This is a genomic window from Streptomyces sp. JLBG701, assembly GCF_058544905.1.
In genome coordinates, this window is record NZ_CM178588.1 from 9,500,115 (window position 1) to 9,511,183 (window position 11,069).

At 70.3% G+C, this 11,069-nt stretch carries 10 protein-coding genes; 4 read left to right on the forward strand and 6 right to left on the reverse strand.

The genetic code is table 11. The annotated features are described in order from the left end of the window. The first annotated feature begins 60 nt into the window (after positions 1 to 60). Entirely contained in the window at positions 61 to 501 is a 441-nt protein-coding gene (locus AC5DRG_RS43510; RefSeq protein WP_491805376.1) for a PPOX class F420-dependent oxidoreductase, read from the forward strand. Between the two features lie 11 nt (positions 502 to 512). On the opposite strand, the gene AC5DRG_RS43515 is transcribed toward AC5DRG_RS43510, so the two are convergent. Beyond that, positions 513 to 1,148, reverse strand: coding sequence for a TetR/AcrR family transcriptional regulator (locus AC5DRG_RS43515; protein WP_491805377.1), 636 nt, complete (start codon positions 1,146 to 1,148; stop codon positions 513 to 515). A gap of 93 nt (positions 1,149 to 1,241) precedes the next feature. On the opposite strand from AC5DRG_RS43515, the gene AC5DRG_RS43520 reads away from it, so the two are divergent. Further along, the gene (locus tag AC5DRG_RS43520; protein WP_491805378.1) at positions 1,242 to 2,831 is read left to right on the forward strand and encodes an MDR family MFS transporter; all 1,590 of its coding nucleotides are present in this window, start codon (positions 1,242 to 1,244) and stop codon (positions 2,829 to 2,831) included. A gap of 79 nt (positions 2,832 to 2,910) precedes the next feature. On the opposite strand, the gene AC5DRG_RS43525 is transcribed toward AC5DRG_RS43520, so the two are convergent. Then, positions 2,911 to 4,263 (reverse strand): MFS transporter, encoded by a 1,353-nt coding sequence (locus AC5DRG_RS43525; protein ID WP_491805379.1) that lies wholly within the window; start codon positions 4,261 to 4,263, stop codon positions 2,911 to 2,913. A gap of 210 nt (positions 4,264 to 4,473) precedes the next feature. After that, on the reverse strand, positions 4,474 to 5,139 hold the full coding sequence (locus AC5DRG_RS43530; protein WP_491805380.1) for a TetR family transcriptional regulator: 666 nt from the start codon (positions 5,137 to 5,139) through the stop codon (positions 4,474 to 4,476). Between the two features lie 171 nt (positions 5,140 to 5,310). Here AC5DRG_RS43530 and AC5DRG_RS43535 point away from each other — a divergent pair, with 171 nt between their 5' ends. Next, entirely contained in the window at positions 5,311 to 6,219 is a 909-nt protein-coding gene (locus tag AC5DRG_RS43535) for a shikimate dehydrogenase (protein ID WP_491805381.1), read from the forward strand. An 86-nt stretch (positions 6,220 to 6,305) separates the two neighbouring features. Beyond that, positions 6,306 to 8,102, forward strand: a complete 1,797-nt coding sequence (locus AC5DRG_RS43540; RefSeq protein ID WP_491805383.1) for a bifunctional sugar phosphate isomerase/epimerase/4-hydroxyphenylpyruvate dioxygenase family protein — start codon at positions 6,306 to 6,308, stop codon at positions 8,100 to 8,102. Here AC5DRG_RS43540 and AC5DRG_RS43545 read toward each other — a convergent pair. Genes AC5DRG_RS43545 through gnd form a run of 3 tightly spaced genes read right to left on the reverse strand, consistent with a single transcriptional unit; the run spans position 8,089 to position 11,069 of the window. Further along, positions 8,089 to 9,552 carry a membrane-associated oxidoreductase gene (locus tag AC5DRG_RS43545; RefSeq protein WP_491805385.1) on the reverse strand — a complete coding sequence of 488 codons (1,464 nt, stop codon included), beginning with the start codon at positions 9,550 to 9,552 and terminating at the stop codon, positions 8,089 to 8,091. The two genes, AC5DRG_RS43540 and AC5DRG_RS43545, sit on opposite strands and share 14 nt — an antisense overlap. A gap of 43 nt (positions 9,553 to 9,595) precedes the next feature. Further along, complete coding sequence (locus AC5DRG_RS43550; protein ID WP_491805387.1) at positions 9,596 to 10,186, reverse strand: histidine phosphatase family protein; 591 nt, start codon at positions 10,184 to 10,186, stop codon at positions 9,596 to 9,598. A gap of 7 nt (positions 10,187 to 10,193) precedes the next feature. Then, positions 10,194 to 11,069, reverse strand: a complete 876-nt coding sequence (gnd, locus tag AC5DRG_RS43555) for a phosphogluconate dehydrogenase (NAD(+)-dependent, decarboxylating) (protein WP_491805389.1) — start codon at positions 11,067 to 11,069, stop codon at positions 10,194 to 10,196.

Genomic DNA, 11,069 nt, shown 5'->3' on the forward strand with positions numbered 1-11,069 from the left:
TCGGGCGTAGACAGTGTCTACCCGGGAATGTGCCGACGGGCGTTGCCCGTTGATCGAGACATGACTCAGGACCACGAAACCCAGGACGCACTGCTCGCGTTGCTCTCCGCGGGCCACGGCGGGGTGCTGGTCACCCTCAAGCGCGACGGCCGGCCCCAGCTGTCGAACGTCAGTCACGCCTACTATCCGGACGAGCGGATCATCCGGGTCTCGATCACGGACGATCGCGCCAAGACCCGCAACCTGCGCCGCGATCCCCGGGCGTCGTACCACGTGACCAGCCCCGACCGGTGGTCCTACACGGTCGCCGAGGGCACGGCGGACCTCACGCCGGTCGCGCGGGACCCGCACGACGACACGGTCGAGGAGCTCATCCGCCTCTACCGCGACGTGCAGGGCGAACACCCCGACTGGAACGACTACCGGGCCGCGATGGTCCGCGACGGCCGGCTCGTGCTGCGGCTGCGTGTGGAGCGGGTGTACGGCATTCCCAAGCGTTAGTTTTCTACGCCCTACGGCCGCCGCGCGTCGTTCTCCAGGGCCGGGCCGAGTACGTGGCACAGGGTGTCCGTGAGGAGATCGAGCGGGTCCTCGGTCTCCAGCGGCAGGCCCACCACGACCCAGGCCGAGAGGAACGACTCGGTCTGCAGTACCGCCATCAGGGCCCGTTGGCCGGCCTGCGCCGGGGGGATGTTCCGCCAGCGCTCGGGGTCTCCGGTCAGCAGGGCCGCGTAGCGTTCGTGGGCGCCGACGTAGCGTTCCTTCGACTTCGAGGTGTCGCGGACCGCGCCGTAGGACGCCTGGCGCACCACGCGGAGTGTGGGTGTGATCTTCCGGTAGCTCGCTGTGGCGTCTTCTAGCCAGTCGCGGATTCCCGGGCGCGTCCAGCGTGGCAGCGCCGCCAGTTCGGCGAACACCTCGCCCATGGCGCCGTAGACCCGGTCCACGAGGGCCTGGAGGATCTCGGCCTTGCCCGCGAAGTGCGCGTACACGGTCACCCGGGTGACCCCGGCCGCCTTCGCGATGTCCTCCATCGTCACGTCGACGACGGACTTCTCCGTGCACACGGTGACCGCCGCGTCGAGCAGTCGATGACGGGTCAGGCTCTTCTGCTCTTCACGCAGGCTCACACGCGGTTCGGAACTCACGGTCCCCACTATCCCTCACCCGGGATGACTTTACATCGAGTAAAGTCACCGTACATTGTGTAAACCGAATGTCCGTCGCATGGAGCCCGCCTCATGAGTTCGACCGCCGTCAACGAGTCCCGCCCCGCGGACCCGGAGTCCGCCGACCATCGACAAGTGCTCAAGGCGCTCAGCGGCCTGCTCCTCGCACTCTTCGTCGCGACGCTCAGCAGCACCGTGGTCTCGACCGCGCTGCCGAAGATCATCGGTTCGCTCCACGGCTCGCAGACGCAGTACACGTGGGTCGTCACCGCGACCCTGCTCAGCGCGACCGCCACCACCCCGATCTGGGGCAAGCTGGCCGACCTGTTCAGCAAGAAGACCCTGGTGCAGGCCGCCGTCGCCGTCTTCGTCCTCGGCTCGCTGGCCGCCGGACTGAGCCGGACCGGAGGGGAGTTGATCGCCGCGCGGGCCGTGCAGGGCATCGGCGTGGGAGGCGTACAGGCCCTCGTGCAGATCGCGCTCGCGGCGATGATCGCGCCCCGGGACCGCGGCCGGTACAGCGGTTACCTCAGCAGCGTCACCGCCACGTCGACCATCGGAGGCCCGCTGCTCGGCGGGCTCATCGTCGACACCTCGTGGCTGGGCTGGCGATGGTGCTTCTTCCTGGGTATCCCGATCGCAGCCGCCGCGCTCCTGCTTCTCCAGCGGACCCTGCGGCTGCCCTTCGTCCGCCGCGACGACGTGAAGATCGACTACGCGGGCGCCACCCTGATCGCGGCGGGGGTGAGCCTGCTGCTCATCTGGATATCGTTCGTCGACACCTCGTTCGCCTGGGCCTCCTGGCAGACCGCCGTCATGGTCGCCGGGGCGCTGGTCCTGCTCGCGGCCGCCCTGTGGGTGGAGACGCGGGCCGCCGAACCCGTCGTACCACTCGCCATCGTCAAGCAGCGCACCACCGCTCTCGCGATCGTCGGAAGTCTCGCCGTCGGCACGGCCATGTTCGGCAGCGCGGTCTTCCTCAGCCAGTACTTCCAGGTCAGCCGGGGCTACACGCCCACCGAGGCGGGCCTGCTGACGATTCCGATGATGAGCGGCATCCTCATCTCCTCCATCGTCGCCGGCCGGCTGATCAGCAGGACGGGGCGGATCAAGCCGTTCATCCTCGCCGGTACGCTGCTGCTCGCGGCCGGGTTCGGCGGGCTCGGCCTCGTCGACGGCGACACCTCGCTGGTCTTCATGAGCGGGGCGATGCTGCTCGTCGGCTTCGGCGTCGGTATGACGATGCAGAACCTCGTCCTGGTCGTACAGAACACCGTCGCCCTCAAGGACATCGGCGCGGCCAGTTCCACGGTCTCCTTCTTCCGCTCGCTGGGCGGCACGATCGGCGTCTCCGTCCTCGGCGCGATCTCGGCCCGCGAGATCGCCGACCGGATCAGCCAGGACCTCGCCTCCGCGGGCCTTCCCACCACCGGCGGCACACAGAGCCCGGCGGGGCAGGAGATCGTCCGCGCGGCCTACGGCGACGCGACCGGACACATCTTCCTCATCTCGGCCGGGGTCGCCGTCGTCGCCGTGGTCGCGGCGGCGCTCCTGAAGCCGGTCACGCTGCGTACGAGCCTGGATCTGGCGGATGGAGCCCGGTCGGCAGGCGGCGCCGAACCGAGCCAGGACAAGGCGCCGGAGGTCGACCGGACCACCTGACCGGCGTACGCGAGCACCCCCGTACCCCGAAGCCTTCGCGGCATCCGGGGTACGGGGGTGCTGAGGGGGCGGGCCGGTGTCAGGCCGTCACGGTCTCCGGCCGGGCCGCCTCCTGGGACGCCCGCTCGCCGAGCCGCTCCGTCGGGACCTTGCTGGTCTCGCGGGCGGTGAGGACGGCGATGATCGGCGGGATGCACAGGGCGGAGGTGAACAGGGCCACCGACGACCAGTCCGAGCCGTCCGGACCCGCGATCTGCGCGGCGAAGGTGACCGCGAACCCGGCCACGGCGAAGCCGATCTGGGTGCCGATCGCCATGCCCGACAGCCGGACCCGGGTCGAGAACATCTCGCCGTAGAAGGAGGGCCAGGTGCCGTTCGCGGCGCTGTAGACCACGCCGAAGGTGATGATGCCGAGGAGCAGCACCAGCGGGTAGTTGCCTGTCGAGATCGACCACAGGTACAGGAACATCATCACCGCGCTGCCGGCGGCGCCGATCAGGTACACCGGGCGGCGGCCGATGCGGTCGGAGAGCGTGGCCCACAGGGGGATCGCGGCGAGGGCGACCAGGTTGGCGAGCGCGCCCACCCACAGCATCGAGGAGCGGCTCATGCCGACCGCGTCGCTGGTCGCGTAGGCCAGCGCCCACACTGTGAAGATCGTGCTGACCGAGGCGATGAGGGCACCTGCGACGACCCGCAGTACGTCCGACCAGTGCTCGCGCAGCAGCACGACCAGCGGCAGCTTCACGACGCCCTCGGTGGCGGCCTGCTGGGTGAAGGCCGGGGTCTCCTGCAGCTTGCGGCGGATGACGTAGCCGACGACCGCGACCGCGATGCTCATCCAGAACGGGATCCGCCAGCCCCAGGACAGCAGTTGGTCCTCGGGGAGCGCGGCGATCGGGATGAAGACGAGGGTGGCGAGGAGCTGGCCGCCCTGGGTGCCGCTGAGGGTGAAGCTGGTGAAGAAGCCGCGCCGGTTCGGTGGCGCGTGTTCCAGGGTCATGGAGTTGGCGCTGGCCTGCTCGCCGGCGGCGGAGATGCCCTGCAGGACGCGGCACAGGACCAGGAGCACCGGCGCGAGGCCGCCGACCTGGGCGCGGGTGGGCAGACAGCCGATGAGGAACGTCGCCAGGCCCATCAGGATCAGCGTGAAGACCATGATCTTCTTACGGCCGACGCGGTCGCCGAAGTGGCCGAGGAAGAGCGCGCCTACCGGGCGGGCCGCGTACGCGACACCGAAGGTCGCCAGCGACAGGAGGGTCGCGGTGGCCGGGTCGGACTCGTCGAAGAAGACCTTGGGGAAGATGAGCGCGGCCGCGCTGCCGTAGATGAAGAAGTCGTAGTACTCCAGGGCGCTGCCGATCCACGCGGCGGTGGCGGCTTTCTTCGGCTGACCGCCGGGTGGGGCGTCGAGGGGTGCGGGGACGGACACGGCGTGCTCCTTCGGGGGAACTCCAACGTAAGTGGAGTGAGCGGCGGGGAGAAGTGCCGGATCCCTGGGGTGACGGGACGGCCGTGCCGGGTGCTACCCGGCTAATTAACCCACTGGATAGTTAGTAGCGGATGGCTACGGATGTTGCGCTCACGTTTCCCCGCTGTCAAGAGGTCGTGCCGAAGGATCTTTGTGTGGCGCCGGTCGGGCTCAGTCCGCCGAGCGGGGCGCCGTCAGATAGGCGATCACCATGTCGCCCAGCATGTTGCGGTAGTGCTCGCGTCGCGCGGGGTCGATCAGGTCGCGGCCGAACAGGGCGCCGAAGGTGTGCCGGTTGGCGACCCGGAAGAAGCAGAAGCTGCTGATCATCGCGTGCAGGTCGACGGCGTCCACGTCTGCCGTGAACAGGCCCGACTTCTGGCCGGACTCCAGGATGCGGCCGATTACGTCGAGGGCGGGGGAGCTGAGCTTCCCGAGCTTCTCGGAGGCGGCGATGTGCTCGGCCTCGTGGATGTTCTCGATGCTGACCAGCCGGATGAAGTCGGGGTGGGCCTCGTGGTGGTCGAAGGTCAGCTCCGCCAGGCGCCGGATGGCCGCGACCGGGTCCAGATGCTCGACGTCGACTTCCTGCTCGGCCTCGCGGATCACCGTGTAGGCCCGCTCCAGGACCGCTGTGAAGAGCTGCTCCTTGCCGCCGAAGTAGTAGTAGATCATCCGCTTCGTGGTGCGGGTGAGGGCGGCGATCTCGTCGACGCGGGCGCCCGCGTAGCCGGCACGGGCGAATTCGTGGGTGGCCACGTCGAGGATCTCGGCCTTGGTGCGCACGGCGTCGCGCTGGCGCCCGTTGGGTCGTGCCGGTTCTTCGACGCTGGTCATCGGGTTCCTTCGGGCGGAGGCGGGTCTTCGGTTGAGTCTTCCTGGCTGGTGCTCGCGATTCTAGGAGCAGGCGCTCTTGCCCGGATCCGGGTTTGGTGGCCGGGTCTTCCCGTGGGCTCCGGATGCTGATATAGCTAACGTACTAGTTCGTACATTAGTAAGCCGCGAAGCATGCCGCTCTGGAGGTCCGCCGTGGGCAAGGACACCTATCTCGTCGGACTGATCGGTTCCGGCATCGGACCGTCGCTCAGCCCCGCACTGCACGAGCGGGAGGCCGACCGGCAGGGCCTGCGCTATCTCTATCGGCTCATCGACATCGACACGCTCGGCGTCCCGCCCGAGGCGGTGGGCGACCTCGTGCGCGCCGCCCGCGACCTGGGCTTCGACGGGCTCAACATCACGCACCCCTGCAAGCAGCTCGTCATCGAGCACCTCGACGCGCTCGCCCCGCAGGCCGAGGCGCTCGGCGCGGTCAATACCGTCGTCTTCGAGGACGGCCGGGCCGTCGGCCACAACACCGACGTCACCGGCTTCGCCGCGTCGTTCGCGCGCGGGCTGGGCGATGCGCCGTTGGAGCGGGTCGTTCAGCTGGGCGCCGGGGGTGCGGGGGCGGCCGTTGCGCATGCCACGCTCACTCTCGGCGCCGAGCGGGTCACTGTCGTGGACGCGTTGCCCGACCGCGCCGCATCCCTTGCCGGGGCGCTGAACCGGTACTTCGGTGCGGGGCGGGCAGCGGCCGCCACGCCGGATCAGCTGGCGCAGCTGCTCCACACCGCCGACGGCGTCGTGCATGCCACGCCGACCGGCATGGCGGCGCACCCCGGGTTGCCCTTTCCCGCCGAACTGCTCCGTCCCGAGCTGTGGGTCGCCGAGGTCGTCTACCGGCCGTTGGAGACCGAGCTGCTTCGCGTCGCCCGCGAAGTTGGCTGCGCCACGCTCGACGGTGGGGGCATGGCTGTCTTCCAGGCCGTGGATGCGTTCCGTCTTTTCACTGGTCGTGAGCCCGACAGCGTGCGAATGCTGGCGGACATCGCGGAGATGGGCGGAGTTGTGGAGAGCTCGGCGGGTAACGCCGTCTGATTGCTGCGGGTCGTTCGTGGCTGGTCGCGCAGTTCCCCGCGCCCCTATCGGGGCGCTGTAGTTCGGCAATTCCAAGGAGCGTGCCCATGCGTACATCCATCGCCACCGTCTCCCTCAGCGGGTCCCTCACCGAGAAGCTCACGGCTGCTGCCCGGGCCGGGTTCGACGGGGTCGAGATCTTTGAGAACGATCTGCTCGCCAGTCCCCGTTCGCCGGAGGAGATCCGGACCCGGTGCGCCGACCTCGGGCTGAGTATCGACCTCTATCAGCCGATGCGGGACATCGAGGCGGTGCCGGAGGAGGAGTTCGCGCGCAATCTGCGCCGGGCGCGCCACAAGTTCGAGCTGATGCGGAGGCTCGGGGTCGATACCGTCCTCGTCTGCTCCAGCGTCTCCCCGCTCGCCGAGGACGACGACGCCCTTGCCGCCGAGCAGCTGAGCCGACTGGCCGATCTGGCACAGGAGTTCGGGGTCCGCGTCGCCTACGAGGCGCTCGCCTGGGGGCGGCACGTCAGTACGTACGAGCACGCCTGGCACATCGTCGAGCAGGCCGGCCACCCGGCGCTCGGTACCTGCCTGGACAGCTTCCACATCCTGTCCCGGGGTTCCGATCCCAAGGGCATCGAGGACATCCCCGGCGAGAAGATCTTCTTTCTTCAGCTGGCAGACGCCCCGCTGCTCGCCATGGACGTCCTCCAGTGGAGCCGCCACTATCGCTGCTTCCCCGGGCAGGGTGGCTTCGACGTGGCCGGCCTGGTCCACCACGTGATCCGGGCCGGATACGACGGTCCGCTCTCCCTGGAGGTCTTCAACGACGTCTTCCGCCAGTCCGAGGCGGGCCCGACGGCGGTCGACGCCCACCGCTCCCTCCTGGTCCTCCAGGAAGCCGTCGGCCTGGCCACGCCGCCGGCGCCCGTCGTCCCCACGGGTGTCGCCTTCGCCGAACTGGTCACGCCCGACGCCGAGCCGGTCACCACGCTGCTCGGGGCGCTGGGCTTCGCCCGCACGGCCCGCCACCGCAGCAAACCCGTCGACCTGTGGCAGCAGGGCGAGGCCCGTGTCCTGGTCAACACCGGCCCGGCCGCCCGCCGTGACGGCACCGGGCTCGCCGCCATCGGCCTGGAGTCACCCGACCCGGAGGGCGCTGCCCAGCGCGCCGAGGCCCTGCTGGCACCCGTCCTGCCACGCCGCCGGGCACGCGAGGACGCGCCCCTCGAAGCCGTCGCCGCCCCCGACGGCACGGAGCTGTTCTTCTGTGCGACGGACCGGCCCGAACTCCCCGACTGGCGGGCCGACTTCGAGGACGTGACACACGAGCCGGTCGGCACGGCCGTCTCCCGCGTCGACCACATCGCCCTCACCCAGCCCTGGCACCACTTCGACGAGGCGACCCTCTTCCACCGCAGCGTCCTGGGCCTCCACGCACAGGAGAGCGTCGACGTGGCCGACCCGTACGGCCTGCTCCGCAGCCGCGCCGTCACCAACGCCGACGGCAGCGTCCGTATCGCCCTCACCGTCGGTGCGGCGCCGACCGGGGACTCCGTCCGCGCTCAGCACATCGCCCTGGCCACGGACGACGTGATCACCGCGGCCCGCCGCTTCCGGTCGGCGGGCGGTCGGCTGCTCCCCATCCCCGCGAACTACTACGACGACCTCGCGGCCAAGTACGAGTTCGCCGACGGCGAGTTGGAGACCTACCGCGAGCTCGGCATCCTCTACGACCGTGACGCGGGCGGCGCCTTCCGGCACTGCTACACGCACACCGTGGGCCGCGTCTTCTTCGAGCTGGTCCAGCGTGACGGCGACTATCGCGGCTACGGCGCCCAGAACGCGCCGGTGCGGCTTGCCGCGCAGCATGCGGCGACCGGGCTCATTGGCGGGTGACGCTCCTGCTCACGCCCGCGATGACGGTGGTGGCCAGGATCCAGCCGGTCAGGATGAGGACGTACGACAACACCTGGTACCAGCCCTCGGGTGCGAACGCCCCCTCCTGACCGAAGGAGATCACGGGGAGGAGCAGGTCGAGGGTGTAGAAGAACGGATTGAAGTCCGGTGCCTCCGAGGCCTTGAGCGGGCGCGGGTGGTGCAGGGTGTACGAGACCCAGCCGACCGCCAGCAGGGACGCCAGCCAGGTGGCGGCGCGCAGCGGGCGGAAGCCGTAGCCGACGGTGGTGTCCTGGAGGTGGCCCCACACCCGGCCGATCCAGGGCAGGGTGGCCCGGTGCCGGCGCTGCTTGGCGAGCTGTACCCGGCGGGCCGCGCCCTCGTCGCCGACATGACGGTAGGCGGCGGCCAACTGCTCGTAGGCGTACGGGACATAGCCGTCGCCGTCTCGCTCCAGCATCGGCAGCCGGCGCTCGGCGGGCTCGTGCGGGTTGAGCACCGTGTAGCTGAGGTTGTTCAGGAGGACCTCGCCGGGCACGACGTCCGGTTCGCAGCCCAGTACGTCGATCCGTGAGCGGCGCAGATGCAGGATGCCCTCGATCGGCTCGGCGCGGAACAGCCACAGCTCGCCGATGGTGCAGCTGCTCGCCCGCAGGGCGATGCCGTCGGGGTTCGACAGCCGCGACCGCATGAGGTCGAGGCAGCCCGCGATGCGGGCGCCGCGCAGGTCGACGCCGCCCTGGGCGCGCAGCCGCCGCGCCCGTACGTCGGCCCGCACTTCGAGGGACTGGGCGCACAGGGCACGGCCGCCGGGGTTGGTCAGTTCGGCGCCCTCCAGGTTGACCGACCCGCCCACCGTGGCACCGTCGAGCATCGTCTCACCGTGCACGTGCAGCCCGGGTGCCGCGAAGCCGTCGCCGAGAGCGGACTGGTTGAGCTGGAGTGCCGGTCCGGGCGCATCGGGTGCGGTGATGCGAGCCCGGTCCATGAAGAGTGCGCCCCCAATGTGCGACCCGGCGAGCTTCACCGGCCCGCGCACCCGGCAGCCCGTCATCCGCAGCGTGCCGTCGATACGCGTGCCGGCGAGGTTGACGGCCGGGAGCACCGAGCCCTCCAGGTTCAGCTGGCGCAGCTGGGACCCGTAGAGGTCGGGGGACTCGTCGAAGTGGCAGTGCCGCAGATGAAGGGGGTGGACCACCGCCGCGTAGGCGAGGTTCAGGCTCCCTGTGACGCGGGCGCCAGAGAGCCTGAGGGCGGGGACCTCGCCCGCCTCGGGCGGAGTGCTGAGCAGGAGCGCCCTCAGTACGGCAGCCCGCACTGTCCGCTCCGGCCCCCACTCCTCGCCCGGCGCCTCACCCGCGTTTCCGGCCTCGCGGAAGTCCACGGACTCACCCGTGGCGAACGCCCGCCACACCCGCTCCTCGGCCGGCGTCAGATCATCGATCTCCATCAGCGGCGACTCTGACCTGCGCCGCCGGACCTGTCAACACCCCCTATGACGGCCGGGTGTTCCACTCCGCGATCACCGGGCGACCGTGTTCCAGCGACAGGCGGCTCAGCGTGCCCGTCGCGAGCTGGAAGAGTCGCCCGTCCGCGGGCGGGAGCCCGAGGCGACGTGCCGTCAGGACGCGGAGGAAGTGGGCGTGGGCCACGAGGACCACGTCGCCCTCGGCGAGCGGGCCGGCGATACGGGCCAGTACGCGGTCGGCGCGCTCGCCCGCCTCTCGGGGCGACTCGCCCGGGTGCCCGTTGGGACCGGGCGGTACCCCGTCGGTCCACAGGTACCAGTCGGGACGCGTGCGGTGTATCTCGCGGGTGGTGACGCCCTCGTAGGCGCCGTAGTCCCACTCGTGCAGGTCGGGGTCGGTCACGGCCCCGGTCAGGCCGGCCAGGTCGGCGGTGCGTATCGCGCGGCCGAGCGGGCTGGTCAGTACGGATGCGAAGGTCCGGTCCGAGAGGAGCGGAGCGAGGGACTTGGCCTGTTCCTCGCCGTGCTGGGTGAGGGGCAGGTCGGTCCAGCTGGTGTGCTGGCCCGACACGCTCCACTCCGTCTCACCGTGGCGGACCAGTAGGAGATCCCCCACGGTCCGCCTACTTCGACTCGACGGCGTGGCCGCCGAACTGGTTGCGCAGCGCCGCGATCATCTTCATCTGCGGGGAGTCGTCCTGGCGGGACGCGAACCGCGCGAAGAGGGAGGCGGTGATGGCGGGCAGCGGCACGGCGTTGTCGATGGCCGCCTCGACGGTCCACCGGCCCTCGCCGGAGTCCTCCGCGAAGCCGCGCAGCTTGTCCAGGTGCTCGTCGTCGTTCAGGGCGTTGACGGCCAGGTCGAGCAGCCAGGAGCGGATGACGGTGCCCTCCTGCCAGGAGCGGAAGACCTCGCGTACGTCGGTGACGGAGTCGACCTTCTCCAGCAGCTCCCAGCCCTCGGCGTAGGCCTGCATCATGGCGTACTCGATGCCGTTGTGGACCATCTTCGAGAAGTGGCCCGCGCCCACCTTGCCCGCGTGGACGAAGCCGAAGTCGCCCTCGGGCTTGAGCGCGTCGAAGATCGGCTGGACGCGCGCGATGTGCTCGGCGTCGCCGCCCACCATGAGGGCGTAGCCGTTCTGCAGACCCCAGACGCCACCGGAGACGCCCGCGTCGACGAAGCCGATGCCCTTGGCCGCGAGTTCCTCGGCATGCTTCTCGTCGTCCGTCCAGCGGGAGTTGCCGCCGTCGACCACGGTGTCACCGGGGGAGAGGAGGCCGCCGAGCTCGTCGACGACCGACTGGGTCGGGGCGCCGGCCGGGACCATCACCCAGACCACGCGGGGTCCTTCGAGCTTGCCGACCAGCTCGGTCAGGCTGGAGACGTCGGAGACGTCCGGGTTGCGGTCGTAGCCGATGACGGTGTGGCCCGCGCGACGGATCCGCTCGCGCATGTTGCCGCCCATCTTGCCGAGGCCGATGAGTCCGAGCTGCAT

Bases quoted from the DNA above. Each gene is read 5' to 3' on its own strand.
- AC5DRG_RS43510 (WP_491805376.1), top strand. From the start codon at position 61: ATGACTCAGGACCACGAAACCCAGGACGCACTGCTCGCGTTGCTCTCC.
- AC5DRG_RS43520 (WP_491805378.1), top strand. From the start codon at position 1,242: ATGAGTTCGACCGCCGTCAACGAGTCCCGCCCCGCGGACCCGGAGTCC.
- AC5DRG_RS43530 (WP_491805380.1), bottom strand. From the start codon at position 5,139: ATGACCAGCGTCGAAGAACCGGCACGACCCAACGGGCGCCAGCGCGAC.
- AC5DRG_RS43535 (WP_491805381.1), top strand. From the start codon at position 5,311: ATGCCGCTCTGGAGGTCCGCCGTGGGCAAGGACACCTATCTCGTCGGA.
- AC5DRG_RS43540 (WP_491805383.1), top strand. From the start codon at position 6,306: ATGCGTACATCCATCGCCACCGTCTCCCTCAGCGGGTCCCTCACCGAG.
- AC5DRG_RS43545 (WP_491805385.1), bottom strand. From the start codon at position 9,552: ATGGAGATCGATGATCTGACGCCGGCCGAGGAGCGGGTGTGGCGGGCG.
- gnd (WP_491805389.1), bottom strand. From the start codon at position 11,069: ATGCAGCTCGGACTCATCGGCCTCGGCAAGATGGGCGGCAACATGCGC.